Below are 24250 nucleotides of genomic sequence, written 5' to 3'. Positions count from 1 at the left end.
GGCTCATTTCGAAGCGGTGCCGGGGGGACGGCCGGTGCGGGGCCGAGGAGGTGGCGGGCCGGGCGGCGGCCGGGAGGAGCGCGGCTCCTCGACGGCATCGGCTGGTCAGCGCGTGGCGACCGGCCGGTCGGGCGCCCGGCGACCTACCCTGGTGAGCATGGCCAGATCCCATCTCACTCTAGCCGCGCTGGCCACTTCGGCCGTCGAGGGCCTCGACGTCCGGACCGCGCGCGAATTCACGCACTCGACGCACGGGGACTTCGACTCCGCTCTGCTGACCACGCGCGACGGCGCCCGCCTGGTGGTGCGCGTGCCGACCTCGCCGCTGGCCGAGCAGGAGCAGCTCGGCGACCTCGTCGCCCTGCGCGCGCTCACCGCCGGCATCCGCAGCCGCCTGCCGTTCGATCTGCAGGAGAGCATCGGGCAGACGCCGTTCGACGGCACCCGCGGCGTCGTCTACGAGTACCTCGAGGGCGACCGCGTGCTGATCGACGACGTCGAGGCCTCCAGCGGTCTCGCGGACTCGGTCGGGCGCGCGATCGGCGCGATCCACTCGCTGCCGGCGTCGTTCGTGCAGGAGGCGGGGCTGCCCGTCGCCTCGGCCCGCGACAGCGTCAACGAGACGGTCGCCGTCATCGAGCGCGCCGCCGACACCGGCCACGTGCCCGCCGCGCTCGTCGCGCGCTGGGAGTCGGCCTCCTCCGACGAGGCGCTCTGGCAGTTCGACCCCACGGTCGTGAACGGCTCGATGACCTCCGACTCCTTCCTCCGCTCGGGCGACTCCGTCAGCGCCGTGCTCGGCTGGGCGGCGCTGCGGGTGGGCGACCCGGCCCGCGATCTGCACTGGCTGCTCAGCGCCCCGGGGGCCGGCACGGCGTTCGCCGCGTACTCGCGGATGCGCGCCGGCGCGGTCGACCGCACCCTCCGCCAGCGCGCTCAGCTCTACGCCGAGCTCGAGCTGGCCCGCTGGCTGCTGCACGGTACCGAGACCGAGGACTCGGCGATCATCGACGACGCGGTCGGGATGCTCGACCTCCTGGTCGACAGCGTCCTCGGCGATCTGTCCGCGCCGCTGTCCACCGACACCGGACCGGTGCTCGAGGTCTCCGAGGTCGAGGAGCTGCTGAACCGCACGCCCGGCGCGCGGACCGGCTCCTCCGCTCACGGCCGCGGGCTCGCCCCCGTCGCCGAGGAGAGCGACTCCGAGAGCTCGCGCTCCGAGTAGAAGCGCTCGGGCCGCAGCACGAGGTCGTCGGCGACGAAGTAGAACACCGCGTCGACGCTCTCGAGCGGCACGCCCTTCCAGCGCGAGTAGGCGAGGCGGTACAGCGCGAGCTGGAACTGCTTGAGCTCGAGGTCGGCCGCGTCCTTCGGGGCGCGGCCGGTCTTCCAGTCCACGATCTGGAAGCCGTCCTCCGTCCGGTAGACCGCGTCGAGCTTGCAGACGACGACGTGCCCGGCCAGCTGGAGGTGGATCTCGATCTCGACCGCCTCGGGGCGGCGGTCGGCCCACTCCGAGCGCTCGAACGTCTCGATCAGACGGGCGAGCTGCTCGCCCTCCGCTCCGGCCGCGGTCGCCCCGCCGTCGTCGAGCTCGTCCGGGAAGGTGTCCACCGACTCCGCCTCGCCCTGGATGCCGAAGCGGTTCTCCACCCAGGAGTGGAACGTGGTGCCGAGCCGGGTCTGCCGGTACGGCCGCTCGGGCATCGGCCGGCGCAGCTGCGCGACGACCTCGGCGGGCGTGCTGACGATGTCCTTGAACCGCGAGGCCGGGATGCGGGTCGGCAGGCCGACGCGCTCGCCGCCCGCGAGGCGCACGGCGCGCTCGGCGAGCAGCAGCCGGATGTCCGCTCCGCGGGCGCCGAGCAGCGCCGGCTCGGCGACGCGCACGCGCTCGGCCGCCGCGCGCACCCGGTCGCCGCGGGCGCCGAGCGGGTCGTGCGGCCAGTGGAAGGTGCGCGGCGCCTGCTCGAGCGGGTTCTCGAGGTTCGACGGCTCGACCGGCAGCTCCGGGAGGGTGCGTGCCTCGGCGAGGTCGCGGAGGAAGACGCCGGGTCCGCGCGGCTTCGCCTGCCCCGCCCACCACGAGCCGCTGAGCAGCAGGTGGTGCCGGGCCCGGGTCACCGCGACGTAGGCGAGCCGGCGCTCCTCGGACTCGTTGCGCTCGCGCAGGGTGTCGCCGAAGTCGGCGATCGCGTCGACGACCTCCTTCTGCGTCGCGCAGCCGCGCCAGGCGAGGTCCGGCAGCTCGGCGGCGTCGCCGCGGAAGGCGTAGGGCATCGCGCCGAGGCGCACCCAGCCGCGGAAGCCCTCGACCGGAGTGCCGGGCAGCTCGCCGTCGACCATCCGCGGCACGGCGACCAGGTCCCACTCCAGGCCCTTCGAGCCGTGGATCGTCAGCAGCTGGACGGTGCCGGGCTCCGGGTCCTCGGGCCGAGGCGCGAGGCCGTCGCGCTTGTCCGCCAGCACGAGCCAGCGGAGGAAGCCGCGGAGCGACGAGCCGGTGCCCGCGCCGCGGTCGTCGGTCTGCAGGTAGCCGGACACCGCCTCGCGGAACGCCTCGAGGTTGGCGCGGCCGTCGCTGCGCGACTCGTTGGCCTCCACCTCGATGTCGAGGCCGAGCTCCTGCTCGACCAGCGTGACGAAGTCGAGGAGGTCCAGGCCGGCCCGGGCTCGGAGGCGCGCGAAGAGCGTGCCGGCGTCGTGCAGGCGGCGCAGGCCCTCCTCGCTGAACGAGGACAGCGCGGAGTGGTCGAGCCGGCCGTCCTCGCCGGGGCGTCGCGAGGCGATGAAGTCGAGGGCCTCGATGATCGAGCCGCCCTCGCCCTCGGTGACCGAGGCGCGCATCCGCTCGCGCACCTCCTCGGGCAGCAGCCGGTGCGCGTGGTCGCGCGAGGCGAGCCAGGAGGCGAGATCGCGGAGCGCGCGCAGGTCGCGGACGCCGAGGCGCCAGCGCGCGCCGGCCAGGAGGCGGACCAGCTCGCTGCCCGCCGCCGGGTCCTCCACCACGGTCAGCGCGGCGACGAGGTCGGCGATCTCGGGCTGCCGCAGCAGGCCGCCGATGCCGAGGATGTGGTACCGGACGCCGTGCCGGGAGAGCGCGGCGGCGAAGCGGTCCATGTGCGCGCGGACGCGGAAGAGCGCCGCGGCCGACGGCGGCGCCTCCCCGCGCTCGGCGTTCTCGGCGAGGCGGCCGGCGAACCAGCGCGCGACGTCGTCGGCCTCGTCCTCGATCGTCTCGGGGAAGGTGAGCTCGACGGCGTGGTCGGACGCGCCCGGCCCGGCGGCGAGGCGGTCGACCGGGACGGCGCTGCCCGCGGTCAGCGGCGCGACGACGGCGTTCGCCGCGGCCAGCACGCCGTGGCCGTTCCGCCAGCTGGTCGACAGCGAGAACCGGGCCGCGGAGCCGAAGTCGAGGGCGAAGCGGCCGAGGCCCTCCGCGCTCGCGCCGCGCCAGCCGTAGATCGACTGGTGCGGGTCGCCCACGGCCATCACGCCCTGCTCGGCGAAGAGCCGGGCGAGCAGGCGGGTCTGCAGCACGGAGGTGTCCTGGTACTCGTCGAGCAGCACGACCCGGTAGCGGGCGCGGTGCTCGTCGACGACGCGCGGCACGCGCTCGATGATCCGCAGCGCCAGCGCCACCTGGTCCGAGAACTCGACGAAGCCGCGCTCGGCCTTCGCCTCCTGGAACCGCTCGGCGAGCGCCGTCAGCACCGGCAGCGCGCCGACGGCCTGCAGCGCCTTCTCGAGCTCGCGGTAGAGACCGGAGCCGCTGGAGCCGCGGGGCAGCTCGCCGAGGCGGAGGAAGTCCTCCGCGAAGCCGGCCACCTCGGCCGGGTCGGCGAGGTTGTCGGCGAGGTCGTGCGCGAGCGCGACGGTGAGGTCGGTCAGGCGGTCGATGCTCGCCTCGACCTCGAGGATGCGCGGGTCGGCGGTGTCGGCGACGACCCCACGCGCCAGGTGCCAGGCGGAGGCCTCCGAGAGCACGGTCGCGTCGCCCTCGCGCCCGATCAGCGCGGCGTTGTCGCGGAAGATCGTGTTCGCGAAGGCGTTGTAGGTGGAGACGGTGGCGGCCTCGAACGGGTCGGGCTCGGTCTGGCCCTCGCGCAGCGGCAGCAGGCCCGCGGCTCCCAGCTGGTCGATGCGGCGGCCGATCCGCTCGCCGAGCTCGGCGGCGGCCTTGCGGGTGAAGGTGAGGCCGAGGACCTCGGAGGGAGCGGCGAGCCCGTTGGCGAGCAGCCAGAGCACGCGGTTCGCCATCGTCTCGGTCTTGCCGCTACCGGCGCCCGCGACGACGAGGGCCGGGGCGAGCGGCGCCTCGATGACGGCGCGCTGCTCGACGGTGGGCGGGCGGAGGTCGAGGGCCTCGGCGATGGTCAGGGCGTCGATCACGGGCGGGGCCCTTCCTCGGGGGTCGCGGCGGAGTCGGGAGCGGGGTCGGCGGCCCGAGCGGGGTCGGCAGCGGGATCGGAGTCGGCGGCGGGATCCGGGTCGGCGGCGTCCAGGGACGAGTCCTCGGGCACCGCAGTCTCCTCCTCGTCCGTCTCGACCTCGTCGAGCGCCAGCCGGCCGTCCCCCGAGACCTCCGGCACAGCATGGATCCGGTACCGCAGGGCGTCGCCCGGGGAGAAGGGGACAGCGTCGAGCAGCCCCGAGAAGCCGGCCGAGGCCATCCCCCGCGCGGCGGCGCGGACCCGCTCGCGCAGCGCCTCGAGCTCCTCCTCGCCGAAGCGGGGCTGGACCACCTCGCGGTAGAGCGACCCGCGGACGCCCTTCGCGACGAAGAGCAGCTTCGCGCCGCCGCCCTCGTCCGCGCCGGCCGCCTCGATCGCGCCGCTCGCGACGGCGAGCTGGTAGCTGCCGAGCTGCGCGTGCTCGGCGATGTCGGCCTGGCGCGGAGTGCTCCGGCCGGTCTTGAGGTCGACGATGACGACCGAGCCGTCCGGCGCGCGCTCGACCCGGTCGATCGAGCCGCGGATCCGGGCGGGCGGCACGTCGATCTCGAACTGCTGCTCGCGGCCGAGCACCGCTCCCCCGCCCCGCTCGAAGTCGGCGAGGTACGCCGCGAGGCCCTCGACCAGGCGCCGGGTCACCCGCAGCTGCCGCTCGCCGAGCCAGGGCGACTCGAAGACCAGCTCGGGCCAGCGCGACTCCAGCTCGGCCCAGAGCGCCTCCGGCTCGGTGCTCGCCGCGTTCTCGAGCACCCAGTGCACGAGCGTGCCGACCCCCATCGCGGTGCTAGTGGTCGAGCCCGACACGGCGTCGACGAACCAGTCGAGCGGCGACCGCTCGAACGCCTCGAGCCGGCTGGGCGAGACCGAGACGGGCCGCTCCGGGTCGTCGAGGTCGAAGAGCGGCTCGGTGGTGGAGGGCTCGAGGACGCCGTACCAGGAGGCCGGGTCGGCACCCGGCACCTCGGCCAGCGTGAGTGCGCGCAGCCCGCGGATCGCGCCGGGCGCCTCGGCCGAGTTCGGCGTCGTCGCGGTCCGGCGGAGCCCCGCGACCGCCCCGCGCAGGGTCAGCGGCACGGCCGAGGCCGCGTCGAGCCGGGGTGCGTCGGGCGGCGTGAGCCGGAAGAAGAGGGACGGCGTCTCGTCCTCGCCCGCGACGGCGCTGAGCACGAGCTGGCGGCGGGCCCGGGAGGCGGCGAGCGCGAACATCCGCAGCTCGTCGTCGAGGGTGGCCTTCCGGCTGTCGAGCGGCAGGTCGCCCTCGCCGCGCGCGTGCCGGATCAGCCCGTCGGGGTCGAGCAGCGAGCCGCGCTGGCGCAGGTTCGGCCAGACGCCGTCCTGCAGCCTCGCGACCACGACCACGTCGAACTCGAGGCCGACGACGGAGGAGGGCGTGCCTATCAGCACCGCGTCCTCGACCGAGCGCGGCGCGAGCGTGTCCTCCGGCACCTCCGCCTCGAGGATCTCGGTGACGAAGCCGATCGCCGAGTGACCGGGCGCCCGCTCGACGAAGCGCCGCGCCGCGCTGAAGAGCGCGACGACGCCGTCGAGGTTGCGGTTCGCCTCGGCCGCGGTGAGACCGGTGCCGAGCGCCAGCTCGCGCCAGGAGGACGCGACGCGGCTCAACTCCCAGGCCGACCAGAGCAGCTCCTCGATCGAGCCCTGCTCGGCGTGCAGCCGGCGGACCCGGTCGATCGTGACGGCGAGGCGCTCGGCCTGGCGCGCCGGGCCGGAGTCGATCGTGGCGAACCGTCCTGGTGCCTCCAGAGCCTCCACCAGCAGCGGATCGCTCGCGCGGATGCCCCCGCCCGCGAGCTCCTCCGCGCGCAGAGCGAGCCGCAGCCGTCGCAGGCCGAGCCGGTCGACCCCGCCGAACGGGCCCAGCAGCAGCTCGGCCGCCAGCTCCGCGTCCAGCGGGCGCTCGCCCACTGCGACGCCGATCAGCACGAGCAGCGCCCGGGCGGCGTGGTCGTCGCGCAGGGCACGGCCGGCCAGCACGGAGCGCGTGGGCACCTCGGCGACGGCGAGCGCCTTCAGCAGCGGCTGCACGGCCGCGCCGGAGCGGACGACGACGGCCATCCGGCGCCACGGCACGTCGTCGCGGAGCCGCCGCTCGCGCAGCAGTCGCGCCACCGTCGCCGCCTCACGCGCCGCCGTCGGGGCGTGCAGCACCAGCAGCGGGGCGGGCGCCCCCTCCTCGTCGGCGGGAGCCCCGGCCGCGCGCTGGCGCCCGGCCGCCGCGGTCCCGATCCGCTGGGTGGCCGCGGAGACGAGGGCCCGCAGGGCCGTACCGTGCCGGTGCACGCGGCCGAGGACCAGCGTCTCGGCGTCGCGCACGCCGATCGCCGGGCCGAAGCGGCCCAGGGTGTCGGAGGCGGCGCCGCGGTAGGCGCTCGTCGCGACGTCCGGGTCGCCGAACGCGAGCACGGTGACGCCGCGCGCGGCGAGGGCTCGCAGCAGCACGACCGTCGACTCGCTCGCCTCCTGCATGTCGTCGACGACGACGAGGCGGAGCGCCCGGATCCGCTCGCCCCCGCCGCCGTCGCGGATCGTCTCGGCCGCGAAGGCCGCGAACTCGGCGGCGTCGAGCTTCGTCCCCGCCTGCGGGGCCATCCAGTCGACGACGTCGCGGAACTCCTCGAGCACGGCGGCGGCGGCCGACCACTCGCCGCGGTCCGCGTCCACGGCGAGCCGGCGGATCGCGGCGGTGTCGAGGCCGTGCTCGGTGGCCCGCATCCCGAACTCGCGCAGCTCGGTGCGGAAGGTGCGCAGCCGCAGCACCTCGGGGCTGAACTCGTCGGGCCAGCGCGGCCCGGTGCCCTCCTCGAGGTGCCCCTCGAGCAGCTCGGAGAGGATGACGTCCTGCTCGCCGCCGGTGAGGAGGGTCGGCCGGTCGATCCCGAGCTCCTTGGCGGCGGCGGTCACGGCCTCGAAGGCCAGCGAGGTGGCGGTCCGCGCCAGCGGCCCCCGCGTCGGGACGCCGAGCCGCAGGGCGAGCACGTCGCGCAGTGCCGTCGCGGCCGTGCGGCTGGCGGCGAGCACGGCGATCGACTCCGGCTCGTAGCCGCGCTCGAGCACGCGCTCGGCGACGAGCTCGACGATCGTGCGGGTCTTGCCCGAGCCGGGGGCGCCGAGCACCGCGGCGCTGCGGCCGTCCGGCAGGGCGAGGACGGCGCGCTGCGACGCATCGAGGACGAGCCCCTCGCCGGCCGAGCCGTCGCGAGCGGGAGCCTCGTCGGAGGCGGGTGCCGGGGTTCGAGGAGCGCTCACGCGACCACGCTAACGAAGACCGCCGACACTGCCGCGCGCCCTCGGGCGGCCCCTCCCGAGCCGGGTCCGCTCAGCGCGAAACCGGCGTCGGCCGCGCCGCCCGGTCCCGTATCCTGACAGCCACGTCCCCTCCCGAAAGGCACTGCTGGTGGAAATCCGTATCGGAATCGTCAACACCCCGCGCGAGCTCAACTTCGAGTCCTCGCTGTCCGTGGCCGAGGTCGAGAAGACGGTGACCACCGCGCTCGAGGCGGGCGCCAAGGTCCTCCGCCTGCGCGACGAGAAGGGCAAGATCTACATCGTCCCCACCGAGACCATCGCCTTCGTCGAGGTCGGCTCCGAGGAGTCGCGCCGCGTCGGATTCGTCGCCTAGCCCCTCCCGCACGGTCACGTCGTGGAGCTCCTCTTCGTCACGCTCGGCGGGATCCTCCTGGGCCTCGCCGCCCGCTACGGACTGCCGCACCGGCACCTGCACGGATCGGTCCTGGTCCCGGCGCTCGGCGGCGTCGTCGCCGCCGTCGTCTGGGTCGCGCTGACCTGGGCCGGTCTGCCCTGGGACGGCGGACTGATCTGGATCCTCGCGCTCGGCCTCGCGGCCGTCGCGGTCCTCGCGACCGACGTCGCGCTGGGCCGGACGCGCACCCGCCGCGACGACGCCGCCCTCGAAGCGATGCTCGCCGGCCGGGTCGCCCCGGACCGCGTCGCTCCCTGAGCGCCGCTCACCACCACGCGAAGGCGCGGGAGTCCCGGACTCCCGCGCCTTCGTCGTTCCCGGGGCCGCCTCCTCAGGCGGGCAGCGCCCCGACCGGGGTCGTCGCGGCGAGCGCCTCCGCCACCGCCGCGCGGATCGGCTCCACGATCGGCAGCACCCCGGCGAACTCCGCGGCCAGCCGCTCGGCCGCCGCGCTGAGCGGCCCGCCGCCGATGATCACCGCCTCCGCCCCGGCCGCCTGCGCCCGCCGCACCGCGGCGTGCAGCTCGCCGTGCAGCCGGTCCGGGTCCTCGAGCTCCTCCGCCGGCGACGCCGTGAGGAAGCAGCCCGCGTAGGCGCCGAGGCCCCCCGCATCCGCGACGAGCGCCCGGAGCACCGGCTCGAGCCGACCGGTCGTCGTCGCGATCGCGAACCGCCGGCCGCCCGCGCTCGCCGCGCGCACGGCCGCGGCTCCGATGCCCACGACCGGCAGCCCCGTGGCCTCCGCCGCCTCGGCGGCACCCGGATCGCCGAACGCGGCGACCACGATCGCGTCGGGCGCGTGCAGCAGCACCGCGCGTCGAGCCGCGGTCACCACATGCGCCGCCGCGGCGGAGAGAGCGGACGGCGTCGTGATGATCGAGGGCCCCCGCGCCACCGTCTCCCCCACGATCCGGACGTCCTCCCCGCGCACCGCATCGCGGGCGACCGCGACGAGGAGCCGGGTGGTCGCGACCGAGGTGTTCGGATTCACGACGACGACCGTGCGCTGCACGCTCAGTCCTCCGCCATCGGACGGCCGACGGTCTCGCGCGGGAACTGCACGGCGATCGCGCAGACCGCGAACAGCCCGGCGAGGAGGGCGAACATCCCGCCGACCCCCGAGGCGTCGAGCACGGCGCCGGCGAGGAGCGGGAACAGCCCGCCGGAGAGCGAGCCGAGGGCGAGGATCACCGAGGTGCCGAGGCCGCGGATCCGCGTGGGGTACTGCTCCGGAGCGAACAGCCAGATGGTGGTGTTGAGCACGATCACCGAGAAGTTGAAGAGGAAGCCGAAGACGAGCACCAGCGCCACGGTGGTGCCGAGGAAGCCGAAGCCGAGACCGGCGCCGATCCCGAGCAGGGCCGCGACCGTGAGCGTGAGCTTGCGCGGCAGCCGGCGGGCGGCGAGGGCCGCGACCAGCGCTCCGACCAGGGAGCCCGACTGCATGACGAGGGTATACCAGAGCGCACTGGTGATGTCGAAGCCGCGGGAGGTGAGGATCAGCGGGATCAGGGTGAGCATCGAGATCTGCGCGGCGTAGGACATGCAGACCGCGACGCCCAGGGCGATCGTGGTGCGGCGGTGGCGGCGGCCGAAGAGCTCGGTCCAGCGCGGGGTGCTCGCGGCGGCCACGGGCCGGTCGGCGGCACCGCCCAGGTAGTCGACCTCGTCGGTCACGGGCCGGTGCAGCCGGCCCTGCGCGAGCCGGTTGATGACGGTGTTCGCCTCGGCGACGCGGCCGCGGGCGGCGAGGTAGCGGGGAGTCTCCGGCAGCGCGCGCCGGTAGACCACGACCGCGAGGGCGGGGATCACCAGGATCCCGAAGAGCCAGCGCCAGCGGTCGTCGCCGGTGAAGACCGAGAAGACGATGACGCCGAAGAGCGGGGCGAGCATGTTGCCGAGTCCGGCCGCGGCGACGTTGATCAAGCCGACGGCGGTGCCGCGGTGCTTGGCGGAGAAGAACTCGGCGAGCATGATGACCGCCGTCGCGATCTCGCCGCCGAGGCCGAGGCCGACCAGGAAGCGCGCCGCGACCAGGATCTCGTAGCTGGGCGCGAAGGCGCAGAGCAGCGAGCCGACGGCGAAGATCATCAGGTTCGCGCCGAGGAGGGTGCGCCGCCCGATCCGGTCCATCACCACTCCGGCGAGGACCCGGCCGAGCGCGACCGCCGTGAAGGTCGCCGTGTTGAGCAGGCCGATCTGCGCGCCGGCGAGTCCCCAGTCGGCGGCGAGGATCGGGCCGGCGACGCCGACCGTGTTCTGCTCGATCGCGTCGAAGAAGACGCCGAAGAGGATCATCGCGACGATGCCCAGGTGGGCGCTCGTGACTCCGATGCGCGAGTAGGCGGCCTCGATGCGGTCGCCCATCGTCGTGGCGGGGGGCGGATTCGTGACGGTGCTCATGGGCGGGTCCTTCCGGCGGAGTGGCGAGGGAGGCGCTCGGTATACCGAGGCACGTCGATCACGGTAGATCCGATCCGGTGCGCGGGTGTTTCGGGCAGATGAAGACGGCGTTACAAGGGCCGACGGGTCTCTCCTGCACCGCCCGCTACCCTTCGAGGACGGAGAACGGGTAGACCGACAGGAGCACCGATGCCGACGAAGAGTCCCGCGCAGACGATGTCGCAGCGGGTGTACGAGGAGCTGCGCGCGCGCATCCTCGACGGCCGGCTGCCGGCGGGCGAGCCGATCCGCGAACGGGATCTCGCCACCGAGCTCGCCGTCTCGCGCGTCCCGATCCGCGAGGCGCTGCCCTGGCTCGAGCTGGCCGGCCTGGTCACGGTGCGCCCGCGCAGCACCGCCGTCGTCTCGATCGTCCGGCGGCGCGACGTCGAGGAGCTCTACGACATCCGCTCGGCGCTCGAGCCGCTCGTGGCCCGCAAGGCCGCGGAGGCGGTGGCCCGCGGCGCCGACGCCTCGGCCCTGACCGCCGTCGTCGCCGACGCGAGCGCCGCCCTCGCCGACGGCGACCTCGCGCGCTTCCACTCCGAGAGCGGCCGCATCCACGGCGCGATCGAGGCGATCGCGGGCAACCGGCTCCTGATCACCACGATGCAGCCGCTCGACGAGCGCAGCAACCGTCTCAACATCGCCAACATCCAGGCCGAGCCGGGCGTCCGGCACGACGAGCACGTGCGGCTCGCGGAGGCGATCGCCGCCGGCGACGCCCCGCTCGCCGTCTCCGTCGCGCACGCCCACGTCGAGTGGGGCCGCGCCCGAACCGTCGCCACCCTGGCCCACGTCCCGGGCTTCATCGACGACTGACGCAGCGGGCAGACCATGCCGATCGAGTAGCCCGCGAAGCGGGCGTATCGAGATCCACCACCGTCAGCAGGACGACTCCTTAGCCGCGCCGGGGCCTCAGGCCGTCAGGCCGAGCGCGTCCATCCGCCGGGTGTGCGAGGCGATGAGCTCGGTGAAGACCGGCTCGATCCGGGACTCGTCGGAGTCGGGGTTGCCCGAGCCCATCAGCGCCGAGCGCGCGACGAGCAGCGTGTCGCCGACCAGGCGGCGGCCCCAGACCGCGAGGCGGGAGCCGAGGCGCTCGTCTGCGGCGATCTCGCGGCGGAGGATCGCGACCAGGCCGTCGACGCCGGTGTCGGCACCGAGCGTCTGCGCCATCCGCGGGCCGACGTCGTTCGGCAGCCCGCCGGTGAGCCGGATGAAGAAGTCGTCAAGCAGTCCGGCGGTGATGTAGGCCGACAGCAGCGTCTCGTGCAGATCGGCGCCGCGGGTGAGGTGCTCGAAGGTGTCGATGGCCGGCCGGAACGGTGCCATGGCCTCGCTCGGCTCGACGTCGCGCCGGCGCAGCTCGGCGACGACCGCGTGGTGCTTCGCCAGCGCGGTGCCGGCGGCGGCCGAGATCGCCTCCTTGTCGGCGAGGTCGTCCGTGCCCGCCACCCCGCGGGCCAGCGCCTCGAAGACGGCGAGCTGGAGGTAGGCCACCTGCCCGAGGTAGGGCAGCAGCTGGGGGCTCAGGTCGGCCAGATCGACGCGATCGCGCTTGCTCGTCGACTCTCCGCGCGGGGTCAGTCGGGGGGCTTCGCCGAGCGGACGTCGACGTCGGAACCAGGCTGCCATCCGATCAGTGTAGAGCGCGCGCCGCCCGCGGTTCCGGGCCCGAGGACCCCTGTGGCGGTAGACTCGCCGGGATGTCACCGGCGCTGGATCGGTGACCCTGCGCCCGAGTCGTACAGGGGCGTGGACCGTTCGACACGACAGGCGCTTCACTCCGTGACTTTCTCCGACCTCAACATCGACGACGACATCGTCGCCGCACTCGCCGCCAAGGGCATCCTCGAGCCGTTCCCCATCCAGGAGCAGACCATCCCGCTGGCCCTGCAGAAGCAGGACATCATCGGGCAGGCCAAGACCGGCACCGGCAAGACCTTCGGCTTCGGCCTCCCCCTCATCCAGGCCCTCGGCAACGACCCCGAGCCCGGCGTCAAGGCACTGATCGTGGTGCCGACCCGTGAGCTGGCCGTGCAGGTCACCGAGGACATCGAGCTCGCCGCCTCGAACCGGCCGACCAAGATCGTCTCGATCTACGGCGGCAAGGCCTACGAGGGTCAGATCGAGCAGCTCAAGGCCGGCGCGCAGATCGTCGTCGGCACCCCGGGCCGCCTGCTCGACCTCGCCGGTCAGCGTCTGCTCTCGCTCGCGAGCGTGCAGACGATGGTCCTCGACGAGGCCGACAAGATGCTCGACCTCGGCTTCCTCTCCGACATCGAGAAGCTCTTCGCGCAGACCCCGGCCACCCGCCACACGATGCTCTTCTCGGCGACGATGCCCGGCGCGATCGTCGCCCTCGCCCGCCGCTTCATGAACAAGCCGATCCACATCCGCGCGACGGACCCCGACGAGGGCATCACGCAGGCGAACATCAAGCACATCGTCTACCGGGCGCACTCGCTCGACAAGGACGAGGTCATCGCCCGCATCCTGCAGGCCGAGGGCCGCGGCAAGACCGTCATCTTCACCCGCACCAAGCGCGCGGCCGCCCGCATCGTCGAGGAGCTCAACGACCGGGGCTTCAACGCCGCCGCCGTGCACGGCGACCTCAACCAGGAGCAGCGCGAGCGCGCGATGGCCGCGTTCAAGGCCGGCAAGAAGGACATCCTGATCGCGACCGACGTCGCCGCCCGCGGCATCGACGTCAACGATGTCACCCACGTGATCAACCACACGATCCCGGACGACGACCAGACCTACCTGCACCGCGTCGGCCGCACCGGCCGCGCCGGCAAGACCGGCATCGCCGTCACCTTCGTCGACTGGGAGGACCTGCACAAGTGGGCCCTCATCAACCGCGCGCTCGAGTTCGGCCAGCCCGACCCGGTCGAGACCTACTCCTCGTCGCCGCACCTCTACGAGGACCTCGCGATCCCCGTCGGGACGAAGGGCCGGCTGAAGCCGACCCCGATCCCCGCCGAGGCGAAGGCGGACGCCCGCCCCGACCGTGCTCCCCGTCAGCGCGAGCCGCGGGAGCCGCGCGAGGGCGGCCGCGAGCCGCGCCGCCGCAGCCGCGGTGATGCCGCCGAGACCGCTCCCGCCGCGACCGAGGGCGAGCCGGTGCAGACCGGCCAGGCCCCCTCGAGCGAGAGCAAGGAGCACCACGACGGCAACAGCGAGCCCCGCCGCCGCACCCGCCAGCGCCGCCGCAGCCCCCGCCCGGACGGCTCGGCGTAGCAGCCGCTTCATGGTGGTCGAGTAGCTCCGCAGGAGCGTATCGAGACCCGGCCTCGAGCAGCGCAAGCTTCTGACGCCGGTGGATCTCGATACGCCCGCTCCGCGGGCTACTCGATCAGCATGGAGGACCGCTCCGCGGGCTGATAGACCGGCGTGAGAAGCATGCTGGTCGAGTAGCCGCGCAGCGGCGTATCGAGACCCGCCCCGCCGCGCCGTCGTCTCGGCTCAGCCCGCCCGCGCCGCCCGGCGGATCGCGTCGACGGTCGCGCGCTCCGTCGTGTTCTCGCCGAGCCGGTTCGGCTTGCCGGTGCCGTGGTAGTCGCTCGACCCGGTGGTGACGAGGGAGTACCGCGCGGCCAGCTCGCGCAGCCGCCGCTTGCCCGCGGCGGTGTTCTCCCGGTGCTCGACCTCGAGGCCGAAGAGCCCCGCGTCGACCAGCTCCGGCAGCATCGACTCGATCGCGATGCCGCGGGTGCTCGTCGCGGGGTGCGCGATCACGGGCACGCCGCCCGCGGCCCGCACGAGCCGCACCGCCTCGACCGGATCCGGGGCGTAGTGCGGCTGGAAGTAGCCCCCACGCCAGTCGAGGATCCCCGCGAACGCCGCCGAGCGGTCGGTCGCGAGCCCGCGGGCGACCAGGGCGTCGGCGATGTGCGGGCGTCCGATCGTGGTGCCGGGGCTGGTCTGCGCCAGCACGTCGTCCCAGGTGAGGTCGTAGTCGGCCGCGATCGCCGCGACGATGGCCTGCGCGCGATGCGAGCGCTGCGAGCGGATCCGCGAGGTCTCGGCCACGAGGCCGGGGTCCTCCGGATCGGGGAGGTACGCGAGCACGTGCACGCTCGCCCAGCCGACCCTCGAGGAGAGCTCCATCCCGGGGAGCAGATCGATGCCCGCCTCCTCGGCCGCGGTGATCGCCGCCGCCCAGCCGCGGGTGGTGTCGTGGTCGGTCAGCGCGACGCCGCCGAGACCTGCCGAGGCGGCCGCGCGGACGAGCACCTCGGGCGGCTCGGTGCCGTCGGAGACGAGCGAATGGGTGTGGAGGTCGTACCCGCCTCCGGGGACATGCATCCGGCCATCGTAGACGCGCGTCCTGCGGACTCCCCGGGACCGATGCCCTAGCCTGGGCCGGGATGGGGACACGACTGGTCAAGTTCGCGGTGGCGCTCGCAGTGGCGATCGTGCTGCTGGTGGTCGCGGCACCCGGCTTCTTCGGCCTCGCCGGTCAGACGCCCTTCGCGCAGCTGGTCTCGTTCCGCGCCGCCACCGCCCTGGCCGCGGTCGCCGGAGCCGTCGTCCTCGTCGTCGTCGCGGTGCTCGTCGAGCCCGTGCGCCGGCTCGCCCTCGTCCTCGGCGCCCTCGGGGTCGCCCTCGCGCTCGTGCTCGGCGGCCTGCAGGCGGTCCGCGGCAACGACTCCGCCCCGCCCCGCGCGCACCGCCTCGGCGATCTGCGCGTCCTGAGCTGGAACCTCCTGCACGACGGCGTCCCCGCGGAGACGGTCGCCGCGCTCGCGAACGCGAACGCCGCCGACGCGGTCGCGCTGCTCGAGGTGTCCCAGGAGCGCGCCCAGCAGGTCGTCGACGTGCTCGCCGCCGCCGGCCGGCCGATGACCCTCCACCTCGTCGCGGGCTCCGGTCCGAGCGACGGCACCGCCCTCCTCCTCTCGCCCACCCTCGGCGGCTACTCGGTCGACGCCGCGAGCACGCCGACCGCGACCAGCGCGTCCCTCGTGGCCCGCCCCGACACCCCGGACCGCCCGGTGATCGCCGCCGTGCACACCACCGCTCCCCTGCCCGCGCAGGCGACCGAGTGGCGCAGCGACCTGGCCAGGCTCGCCGACCTCTGCACCGCCGAGGAGGACCTCGTCGTCCTGGGCGACCTCAACTCCACGCTCGACCACTGGTCCGCTCTCCCCGGCGACTCCGACCTCGGCGGCTGCGCGGACGCCGGCCGGCTCGCGAACGCCGCGGCGGTCGGCAGCTGGCCGACGAGCCTGCCGCCGGCCCTCGCCGCCCCGATCGACCACGTGCTGTTCTCCGGTCGCTGGGACGTCTCCGGCTTCGACGTGCTCAACGACCAGGACGACGCCGGCAGCGACCACCGCCCGGTGATCGCGCAGCTCTCGGTCCGCGGGATGGTCAAGGAGTCGTCCTGACCGCTGCCCCGGTCGGCTGACCCCGCCCCCGGTCGCCGTGTCAGGCGCAGGGAGGAGAATGGCGGCATGACGAACACGGACGAGCAGACCACCACCGCCGCACCGGAGACCGTCGCCGCCGCCCCCGCGCCGCGCGCGACCACGAACCGCTCCACGACCCCCGGCTCCGACCGGTTCCGCGACTTCATCGCGTCCGGCTGGGCCGAGCGCGAGGAGACCCTCCCCGAGCCGCGCGAGCAGGCCGCCTTCGCCGCGCGCCGCCGCGAGCGCCTCTCGGCCCTGCACACCGGCGTCCGGCTGATCGTGCCGGCCGGGCGGCTGAAACAGCGCGCCAACGACACCGACTACCCCTTCCGCGCGCACTCCGCCTTCACCTGGCTGACCGGCTGGGGCTCGGACTCGGAGCCCGGCGCCGTGCTCGTGCTCGAGCCCGCGGGCGAGGGCCACACCGCGACGCTCTACTTCCGCGAGCGCGCCGGCCGCGACTCCGACGAGTTCTACGCCAACTCCGAGATCGGCGAGTTCTGGATCGGCCCGCGCCCCTCGCTCGCGCAGGTCGCGGCCGACCTCGGACTCGAGACCCGGGGCATCGCGGAGCTCGACGCCGTCCTGGACGCCGGCGATGCGCCGGTCGCGGTCCTCCGCGAGGCGGACCCCGTGGTCACCGCGCGCGTGACCGCGCAGTCACCCGATGCGGAGACCGACGGCGACGCCCTCGAGCGCGACCTCTCCGAGCTGCGCCTGGTCAAGGACGAGTACGAGATCGCCGAGCTGCGCGCGGCCGTCGACGCCACCGCCCGCGGCTTCGAGGACGTCCTCGCCGACCTGCCCCGCATCGTCCGGCACGAGCGCGGCGAGCGCCTCATCGAGGGCGTCTTCAACGGCCGCGCCCGCGCCGACGGCAACGCGGTCGGCTACGACACCATCGCCGCCGCCGGCGCGCACGCCTGCATCCTGCACTGGACCCGCAACGACGGGCCGGTGCGCCCCGGCGACCTGGTGCTCCTCGACGCCGGCGTGGAGCAGGAGAGCTACTACACAGCCGACATCACCCGCACCTTCCCCGTCGACGGCCGCTACACGGAGGCGCAGCGCCGCGTGCACGAGACGGTGCGGGAGGCGGCCGACGCCGCGTTCGCGATCGTCCGGCCCGGCATCCGCTTCCGCGAGATGCACGCCGCCGCGATGGCCGTCATCGCCAGGCGCACCGCCGAGTGGGGACTGCTGCCGGTGAGCGCCGAGGAGGCGCTCGAGGCCGACAACCAGCAGCACCGCCGCTACATGGTGCACGGCACCAGCCACCACCTCGGCCTCGACGTGCACGACTGCGCGAAGGCCCGCCGCGAGATGTACCTGGACGGGATCGTCGAGGCCGGCATGGTCTTCACGATCGAGCCGGGGCTCTACTTCCAGCCCGACGACCTCACCGTGCCCGCCGAGCTGCGCGGCATCGGCGTCCGGATCGAGGACGACGTCCTCGTGACCGCGGACGGCGCCGAGAACCTCTCGGCCGGCATCCCCCGCTCGGCCGACGAGATCGAGGCCTGGATGGCGCGGCTGGCCGGCTGAGGCCCTACCCGGACGGATCCGGGTCGGCGTCGGCGTCGCTCAGGCGGCGACGGCCTCGACCGGGTTCTGCCGGGCAACGGCGCGCGCGAGCCCCTCGAGCAGGACGGCGAGCTGCCCGGCGGGGGCCGCCGGATCCTCGGGGTGCCACTGCACGCCGACGATCGGCGCGTCCCGGTGCTCCAGCGCCTCGACGACGCCGTCCTCCGCCCGGGCGACGACCCGGAGGCCGGGAGCGAGCGCGTCGACCGCCTGGTGGTGCGCGCTCTGCACGGCGAGCGCCTCCGCGCCGAAGAGGCCGCCGAGGGTCGAGTCCGCGGCGAGCACCACGTCGTGGCGGTGCATGCGCTCGTGCACCGGTGCATCGGCGTTGAGGTGCGCGGCCTCCGGGCCGAGGTCCGGGACGAGCGTGCCGCCGAGGGCGACGTTGACGATCTGGAGTCCGCGGCAGATGCCGAGCAGCGGGGTGCGGCGGGTCAGCGCCCGGCGCACCAGAGCGATCTGGGCGGCGTCGGCCTGCTCCGCGTGCGGGCCCTCGCCGGTGTAGCCGCGCGCGACGCCGTAGCGCTCGGGGGCGATGTCCTCGCCGCCGGCCAGCACGATCGCGTCGGCGCCGAGGGTCCGCTCGAGCAGCCGCGCGGTGCCGAGGTCCTCCGCGGCGAAGCGCTCCGCCTCCCAGCCGAGCTCGCGGGCGAGGCCCAGGATGCGGCCGTTGAGCATCTGCACGTAGGCGTGGTACTCGTCGCGTCCGGGGCGCGCCGAGGCGACTTCGACGATGGCGAGCGTTCCTGGCATGCCTCCATCCTGGGCGGGCTCGCGCGGCGGGTCGAGCCGCGACGACACGGTCGGTAACACAGGCCCCGTACGATCACGGAGTGACCTCGCCGCCCCCGTCCCTCCCCGAGCGGCTGCACCGATCCCGCGCCGATGTCTCCGTCCTCGCGGGCACCACCTCCGAGCGCCAGGTGCGCCCCCTCCGCGAGGCGATCGAGGCGGCCGGAGAGCGCGACGACGCCGCCGCGGCTGCGATGCTCGACGCCGTCGAGGCGCAGACGGCGCTGCTCGAGCGCGCCGAGACCCAGCTGAGCGCGCTGGAGCGCTCGGTGCGGGACGACCTCGACCGCGCAGCCACCCTGACCGGCGTCCGGACCACCGCGCAGCTCGCCTCCGCCGCCGACGTCGCGACCGCCTGCGCCGCCGCGACCGGCCTGCTGCTCAGCGCCGACGACGCGCGCGCCTCGGACGTCCGCCACGACCCCTCCTCCGTGCTCGCCCTGCTGCTGGAGGCCGACGCCGCGCTGGACGCCGTGGTGGCGGGCTACCGCGAGCCGCGGGCGCAGGCCGAGCGGCAGCTGCTCCTGGTCGAGGGCGCGCGCACGGTCGCCCTGCTCGGGGCCGACGCGGTCGCCCTGCTGGCGGCCGTGCACGGCGAGCGGATCACCGCCGCACCGCGGATCCTCGCCGAGGAGACCCGCTCCCAACTGGACGCCGCCCTGCACCTCACGGCGGCCGATCCCGCCGCAGCGCTCGAGCAGGCGAGGGCGGCCGACGACCGCGCCCGCTCCGCGCTGGACGAGGCGCTGCTCGACCTCGACGGCCCCGAGGCGCCGTCCGCGGATCCGCTCGCGGGCGCGCCAGGCGAGCTCCCCGCGGCCTGATCGGGCGGAGCCTCGGGCCCCGCGAGCCGCGTGCCATAGTGAGAGCCATGGCCTCCTTCCTCGTCGTCCCCCAGTGGCAGGGGTCCGCCTCGACGCGGGCCATGCGCCTCGTCGACGGAGCCGAGGCGATCCGCGGCGATCTGCCCTCCTCCGCCACGGTCGTCGTCGACGTCCCTCCGGAGGCGGGCGACGCGCAGGACACCGGAGTCCGTCGCTACGCGTCCGTCGCCGTGACCGCCGAGCGGGTCCGCGAGGCGCTGGCCGGCCGTCCCGGGCCGATCGTGACGATCGGCGGCGACTGCGGCGTGGAGTTCGCGGCGATCGGGCACGCGGTCCGCTCCTCCCCCGGTCCGGTCGCCCTGGTCTGGCTCGACGCGCACCCCGATGCGAACACGCCGGAGACCTCGCCGAGCGGCGCGTTCTGCGGCATGGTGCTGTCGGCCGTCCTCGGCCGCGGCGTCGGACTGCTCAGCGCGTCCGTCGCGGACCGGATCGCGGACGAGCACGTCGTGCTCGCCGGCGTCCGCGCCTCGGACCCGGGCGAGCTCGAGGGACTGCTCGAGCGCGGCGCCACCCACCTCGGCGTCGATGCGCTCGATCCGGAGGCGCTCGTCGCCGCCGTCGAGGCGACCGGTGCCGGCTCGATCTACGTGCACATCGACCTCGACGTCCTCGACCCGGCCGAGGTCGCCGGTCTCTTCGACCCCGTGCCGTTCGGCGTCCCCGCCTCGCGGCTGGTCGAGTGCCTCGCCGCGCTGCGGGCCCGGTTCCCGCTCGCGGGCGCGGGCCTCACCTCCTTCGCGCCCTCCTCGCCGACCGCCGCGGTCGACGACCTGCCGACGATCCTCCGCCTGGTCGGCGCCACGACCCGCGGCGTCTGAGCACTCCGCGGCCCGGGCCCGCGCGGGCCTGAGCGGCGACTCCGAATCGGCGCCCCGCCGCGACCCGGTGTCGGCGGCACCGGGCAAGATGGACGGACGCGACCCGAGCGGAGGACCGATGAGCGACGACCGGCGACGTGTGCGCACCGAACGGCGCGGGCACGTGCTCGAGATCGTCCTCGACCGGCCCGAGAAGCGGAACGCCGCCGACTTCCGGCTGCTGAGCGAGCTGGCCGCCGCCTACGGCGAGCTCGACCGCGATCCGGAGCTGCGCGCGGGCGTCGTCCTCGCCGAGGGCGTGCACTTCACCGCCGGCCTCGACCTGGCCGACATCGGGCCGCGGCTGGGCGGCGGCGGCCTCGACTTCGTGCCCGAGGGCGGCCTCGACCCGTGGGCGATCCGCACCCGAGCGGTGGCCAAGCCCGTCGTGATCGGCCTGCAGGGCACCTGCCTCACCCTCGGCATCGAGCTGGCGCTCGCGAGCGACGTCGTCCTCGCCGAGGAGTCGGCCCGCTTCGGCCAGATCGAGGTCGCGCGCGGCATCCTCCCCTTCGGCGGTGCCACGCTGCGCTTCCCGCGCGCGGCCGGCTGGGGCGACGCGATGCGCTGGATCCTCACCGGCGACGAGTTCGACGCCCGCGAGGCGCACCGGATCGGCCTGGTCCAGGAGGTGGTGCCCGACGGCACCGTCGCCGAGGCGGCGCGGACGCTCGCCGAGCGGATCGCCGCACAGGCCCCGCTGGCCGTCCAGGCGGCGCTCGCGAGCGCCCGGCTCGCCGTCGCCTCCTCCGACGCCGAGGCCGCCGCCGCGCTGCCCGCCGAGCTGGCGCGCCTCGCCGCCTCCGACGACGCGCGGATCGGCATGCAGGCCTTCCTCTCCCGCACCCGAGCGGAGTTCACCGGCCGATGAGCGAGCAGGCACCCGTGACCACGTCCGTCCCCACCACCACCGCCACCGCCGATCCCGCGGCCCGGCAGCTGTCCGTCCTCGAGGCCCAGCGCGAGCGCGCGGCCCAGCAGCTCGAGGTCCGCCTGCGCTACGGCGACCAGGTCTGGGAGCTGCGCGAGGTCGACCACTTCGCCGTCTTCTCCCGACGCTCGAGGGCGCGCCGGGCCGGGCGGGCGCTCGTCGCCTCCGGCTTCGAGATCGCGATCTCGCGCCTGCGGCTGCGCCTCGTGCTGGTCGCGAGCCACCACGCCGCAGTGGACGAGGAGGCGACGACCGCCTTCCTCCGCCAGGTGATCGAGGTCGTCGAGCGCGAAGGCGGGCGCTACGACGGCTGGCGGGCCGAGATCGTGCCCGCGCACTGAGAACGTCCTCCGGGCCGCACGGCGCCGGAGTCCAGGACAGAACGGGCGAACCGCCCTCGAGAACGATCCGGAGAGACCATGACCACGCCGAGCACCGACGCCGCGACCGAGACCGCAGCGACCGACACCTTCGATCTGATCGTCATCGGCGCAGGGCCGGTCGGCGAGAACATCGCCGACCGCGCCGTGCAGGGCGGGCTCACCGCCGCCATCGTCGAGAGCGAGCTGGTGGGCGGCGAGTGCTCCTACTGGGCCTGCATGCCGTCCAAGGCGCTGCTGCGCGCGCCGATGGCGCTGCGAGCCGCCCGCGACCTCCCGGGAGCGGCGCAGGCCGTCACGGGCGGCGTCGACATCGCCGCGCTCCTTGCGCACCGCGACTCCGTCACCAGCGGCTTCGACGACCACGGCCAGGTCCAGTGGCTCGAGGGCGCCGGCATCGAGCTCGTCCGCGGCCACGGCCGGCTCAGCGGTGTGCGCGAGGTCAGCGTCACCGCCCCCGACGGCTCCGTCCGCGTCCTGCACGCCCGGAGCGCCGTCGCCGTGGCGACCGGCACCAGCGCCGTCGTCCCCGACATCCCGGGGCTGCGCGCCGCCTCGCCGTGGACCAGCCGCGAGGCGACCAGCGCCGAGATCGTCCCCGACCGCCTCGTCGTCATCGGCGGCGGCGTCGTCGCCTGCGAGATGGCGACGGCCTACGCCGGCATGGGCGCCACCGTGACGCTGCTCGCCCGGAGCGGGCTGCTCGCCCCGTTCGAGCCGTTCGCCGGCGAGCTGGTCGGCGACGCCCTCCGCGAGCTGGGCGTCGACGTGCGGATCGGCGGCTCCCCTGCGTCCGTCGAGCGCCGCGCCGACGGCACCGTCGCCGTGACCCTGGAGGGCGGCGACGTCGTCGAGGCCGACGAGATCCTGGCCGCCACCGGCCGCGCCCCGCAGACCCGCGACATCGGCCTCGAGGTCGTCGGCCTCGAGCCGGGCGACTCTCTGAAGGTCGACGACACGATGCTCGTGCTCGGCGAGGACGGCTCCCCGGTCGGCTCCGGCACGCCCTGGCTGTACGGCGTCGGCGACGTCAACCACCGCGCGCTGCTCACCCACCAGGGCAAGTACCAAGCCCGCGCCGCCGGCGACGTGATCGTCGCCCGCAGCACCGGCGTCGAGGTGAAGGACGCGCCCTGGGGCGCCCACGTCGCCACGGCGGACCACGAGGCCGTGCCGCAGGTCGTCTTCACCGATCCGGAGGTCGCCTCCGTCGGCCTCACCGCCGCCGCGGCCGAGAAGGCCGGCTACCGCACCCGGGTCGTCGACTACGAGATCGGCTCCGTCGCCGGCGCCTCGCTCGCCGCCGTGGGCTACAAGGGAACAGCCCGGATGGTCGTCGACGAGGACCGCAAGGTGCTGCTCGGCGTCACGTTCGTCGGCAAGGAGGTCGGCGAGCTCGTGCACTCCGCGACGATCGCCGTCGTCGGCGAGGTCCCGCTGTCCCGCCTCTGGCACGCGGTTCCCTCCTACCCGACGATCAGCGAGGTCTGGCTGCGCCTGCTCGAGACCTACGGGCGCGACAGCGCGTGAGCGCCCTGCGGCGCGCGGTCGCGGTCGTCGCCCTCGACCCGGCGATCACCCGGCCCGGCTACCTCTTCGCCTGCGCGGTCGGGCTGGCCTGGGGCGCGCTCTGGAGCACGGGCCCGATCGAGCGCCGCAACGGGCTCGTCGTCTTCACCGGCCTGCCCTCCTGGGCTTTCGGCCGCGGCGGCTCCTGCGTCGGCACGAGCTACCTGACGGACAGCAACGTCTCCGACCGCGTGCTCGAGCACGAGGCCGTGCACAAGGAGCAGTGGCGCACCTTCGGCATGTGGTTCCCGCTGATGTACTTCGTCGCCGGCCGTGACCCGCTGCGGAACCGCTTCGAGATCGAGGCCGGCCTCGAGAAGGGCGGCTACGTCCGTGGTCGCTGATCAGACGGGGCGCGTCGTCGTCCTCACCGGGGCGAGCTCCGGCATCGGACGGGTCGCCGCCGGCGCGCTGGCCTCGGCCGGCGCCCGGGTGGCCGTCGTCGGCAGGAACCCGGAGCGGACCCGCGCGGTCGCGGCGGAGATCGGCGGCGATCCGTTCCTCGCCGACTTCGACCGTCTCGACGACGTCCGCGACCTCGCCGCGGCGCTGCTCGCCCGCTACGACGGCATCGACGTGCTCGCGAACAACGCCGGCGGGCTCGTCTCGCACCGCGGCGAGACGGCCGACGGGCACGAGCGGACGATCCAGAGCAACCACCTGGCCCCGTTCCTGCTGACGCGGCTCCTGCTCCCCCGCCTGATCGAGACCGGGCGCGAGCGCCCCGGTGCCCGCGTGGTCTCCACCGCGAGCGCCGCCAACCGGATCGGCCGGCTCTCCCTCGACGACCTCGACCGCCGGCGGGGCCCGTGGCTGGGCGGCTGGCGCGCCTACGGCACCTCGAAGCTCGCCACGATCCTCTTCGTCCGCGAGCTGGCCGAGCGCCTGCTGCCGACCGCCGTCGACGCCTACTCGTTCCACCCGGGCGTCGTCGCGACCGGCTTCGGCGCCGATTCGCGGCTGATGTCGCTGCTGTCGCTGAGCGGGTCGCCGGGCATCTCCGCCGAGGCGGGCGCCGTCCCGCTGATCACGCTGGCGTCCGAGCCCGACGTCGGCGCGGCGAGCGGCAGCTACTTCGACGGACTCCGCCCCGGCGGCTCCGTGGCGGCGCAGGCCCGCGACCGTCAGCTCGGCCGCGATCTCTGGACGCTCTCCAGCCGCCTGGTCGGCGTCCCCGCCGCACTCTGAGGGCGGAGGGGACGCGGCGCGA

21 protein-coding genes are annotated in these 24250 nt (G+C 75.0%); 14 read left to right on the top strand and 7 right to left on the bottom strand.

Features of this window, described 5'->3' with window-relative positions; genetic code table 11:
• Positions 1–157: 157 nt before the first annotated feature.
• On the top strand, positions 158–1225 hold the full coding sequence (locus MT355_RS03470) for a phosphotransferase (protein WP_243598537.1): 1068 nt from the start codon (positions 158–160) through the stop codon (positions 1223–1225).
• Here MT355_RS03470 and MT355_RS03465 read toward each other — a convergent pair.
• Positions 1162–4392: a UvrD-helicase domain-containing protein gene (locus MT355_RS03465; RefSeq protein WP_243598536.1), complete on the bottom strand. Its 3231-nt coding sequence runs from the start codon at positions 4390–4392 to the stop codon at positions 1162–1164. The two genes, MT355_RS03470 and MT355_RS03465, sit on opposite strands and share 64 nt — an antisense overlap.
• Positions 4389–7721, bottom strand: a complete 3333-nt coding sequence (locus MT355_RS21525) for an ATP-dependent DNA helicase (RefSeq protein ID WP_243598535.1) — start codon at positions 7719–7721, stop codon at positions 4389–4391. The genes MT355_RS03465 and MT355_RS21525 overlap by 4 nt, the downstream gene beginning before the upstream one ends.
• Positions 7722–7869: 148 nt before the next feature.
• On the opposite strand from MT355_RS21525, the gene MT355_RS03455 reads away from it, so the two are divergent.
• Positions 7870–8094, top strand: a complete 225-nt coding sequence (locus tag MT355_RS03455) for a DUF3107 domain-containing protein (RefSeq protein WP_123447586.1) — start codon at positions 7870–7872, stop codon at positions 8092–8094.
• Positions 8095–8115: 21 nt separating this feature from the next.
• Positions 8116–8433, top strand: a complete 318-nt coding sequence (locus MT355_RS03450; protein WP_243598534.1) for a hypothetical protein — start codon at positions 8116–8118, stop codon at positions 8431–8433.
• Between the two features lie 73 nt (positions 8434–8506).
• Here MT355_RS03450 and MT355_RS03445 read toward each other — a convergent pair whose 3' ends face one another.
• Positions 8507–9187, bottom strand: a complete 681-nt coding sequence (locus MT355_RS03445) for an aspartate/glutamate racemase family protein (RefSeq protein WP_243598533.1) — start codon at positions 9185–9187, stop codon at positions 8507–8509.
• Positions 9188–9189: 2 nt separating this feature from the next.
• Positions 9190–10578 (bottom strand): MFS transporter, encoded by a 1389-nt coding sequence (locus tag MT355_RS03440; RefSeq protein ID WP_243598532.1) that lies wholly within the window; start codon positions 10576–10578, stop codon positions 9190–9192.
• Between the two features lie 189 nt (positions 10579–10767).
• Here MT355_RS03440 and MT355_RS03435 point away from each other — a divergent pair, with 189 nt between their 5' ends.
• Positions 10768–11439, top strand: coding sequence for a GntR family transcriptional regulator (locus MT355_RS03435; RefSeq protein ID WP_243598531.1), 672 nt, complete (start codon positions 10768–10770; stop codon positions 11437–11439).
• A 96-nt stretch (positions 11440–11535) separates the two neighbouring features.
• Here MT355_RS03435 and MT355_RS03430 read toward each other — a convergent pair whose 3' ends face one another.
• A complete protein-coding gene (locus MT355_RS03430; RefSeq protein WP_123447589.1) occupies positions 11536–12255 on the bottom strand; it encodes a ferritin-like fold-containing protein in 720 nt (239 codons plus the stop codon).
• Positions 12256–12408: 153 nt separating this feature from the next.
• Here MT355_RS03430 and MT355_RS03425 point away from each other — a divergent pair, with 153 nt between their 5' ends.
• Positions 12409–13863, top strand: a complete 1455-nt coding sequence (locus MT355_RS03425; RefSeq protein ID WP_243598530.1) for a DEAD/DEAH box helicase — start codon at positions 12409–12411, stop codon at positions 13861–13863.
• A gap of 225 nt (positions 13864–14088) precedes the next feature.
• Here the strand turns inward: MT355_RS03425 and MT355_RS03420 are convergent, their stop codons facing one another.
• Entirely contained in the window at positions 14089–14931 is an 843-nt protein-coding gene (locus tag MT355_RS03420) for a PHP domain-containing protein (RefSeq protein WP_243598529.1), read from the bottom strand.
• A 62-nt stretch (positions 14932–14993) separates the two neighbouring features.
• Between MT355_RS03420 and MT355_RS03415 the strand changes: the two genes are divergently transcribed.
• Together MT355_RS03415 and MT355_RS03410 are read left to right on the top strand one after the other, a co-directional pair.
• Positions 14994–16016, top strand: coding sequence for an endonuclease/exonuclease/phosphatase family protein (locus tag MT355_RS03415; RefSeq protein WP_243582203.1), 1023 nt, complete (start codon positions 14994–14996; stop codon positions 16014–16016).
• Between the two features lie 66 nt (positions 16017–16082).
• A complete protein-coding gene (locus MT355_RS03410; RefSeq protein WP_243598528.1) occupies positions 16083–17585 on the top strand; it encodes an aminopeptidase P family protein in 1503 nt (500 codons plus the stop codon).
• 39 nt (positions 17586–17624) lie between these two features.
• Here the strand turns inward: MT355_RS03410 and MT355_RS03405 are convergent, their stop codons facing one another.
• On the bottom strand, positions 17625–18377 hold the full coding sequence (locus MT355_RS03405; RefSeq protein ID WP_243598527.1) for a gamma-glutamyl-gamma-aminobutyrate hydrolase family protein: 753 nt from the start codon (positions 18375–18377) through the stop codon (positions 17625–17627).
• 80 nt (positions 18378–18457) lie between these two features.
• Here MT355_RS03405 and MT355_RS03400 point away from each other — a divergent pair, with 80 nt between their 5' ends.
• The 7 genes from MT355_RS03400 to MT355_RS03370 all read left to right on the top strand — a co-directional run bounded on the left by MT355_RS03400 (position 18458) and on the right by MT355_RS03370 (position 24228).
• On the top strand, positions 18458–19240 hold the full coding sequence (locus tag MT355_RS03400; RefSeq protein WP_243598526.1) for a hypothetical protein: 783 nt from the start codon (positions 18458–18460) through the stop codon (positions 19238–19240).
• 47 nt (positions 19241–19287) lie between these two features.
• Positions 19288–20121, top strand: a complete 834-nt coding sequence (locus MT355_RS03395) for an arginase family protein (RefSeq protein ID WP_243598525.1) — start codon at positions 19288–19290, stop codon at positions 20119–20121.
• Between the two features lie 118 nt (positions 20122–20239).
• Positions 20240–21031 (top strand): crotonase/enoyl-CoA hydratase family protein, encoded by a 792-nt coding sequence (locus tag MT355_RS03390; RefSeq protein WP_243598524.1) that lies wholly within the window; start codon positions 20240–20242, stop codon positions 21029–21031.
• Positions 21032–21045: 14 nt separating this feature from the next.
• A complete protein-coding gene (locus MT355_RS03385; RefSeq protein WP_243598523.1) occupies positions 21046–21432 on the top strand; it encodes a ribonuclease E inhibitor RraB in 387 nt (128 codons plus the stop codon).
• 78 nt (positions 21433–21510) lie between these two features.
• On the top strand, positions 21511–23001 hold the full coding sequence (locus MT355_RS03380; protein ID WP_243598522.1) for an NAD(P)/FAD-dependent oxidoreductase: 1491 nt from the start codon (positions 21511–21513) through the stop codon (positions 22999–23001).
• On the top strand, positions 22998–23384 hold the full coding sequence (locus tag MT355_RS03375; protein WP_123705115.1) for a Fe-S oxidoreductase: 387 nt from the start codon (positions 22998–23000) through the stop codon (positions 23382–23384). The genes MT355_RS03380 and MT355_RS03375 overlap by 4 nt, the downstream gene beginning before the upstream one ends.
• A complete protein-coding gene (locus tag MT355_RS03370; RefSeq protein WP_243598521.1) occupies positions 23374–24228 on the top strand; it encodes an SDR family NAD(P)-dependent oxidoreductase in 855 nt (284 codons plus the stop codon). The genes MT355_RS03375 and MT355_RS03370 overlap by 11 nt, the downstream gene beginning before the upstream one ends.
• The last annotated feature ends 22 nt before the right edge of the window (positions 24229–24250 follow it).

It is taken from the genome of Rathayibacter sp. VKM Ac-2929, from assembly GCF_022815495.1.
Lineage (GTDB): Bacteria > Actinomycetota > Actinomycetes > Actinomycetales > Microbacteriaceae > Rathayibacter > Rathayibacter festucae.
The sequence above is the reverse complement of the archived record's forward strand: the minus strand, read 5'-3'. Positions and strand labels throughout refer to the sequence as shown.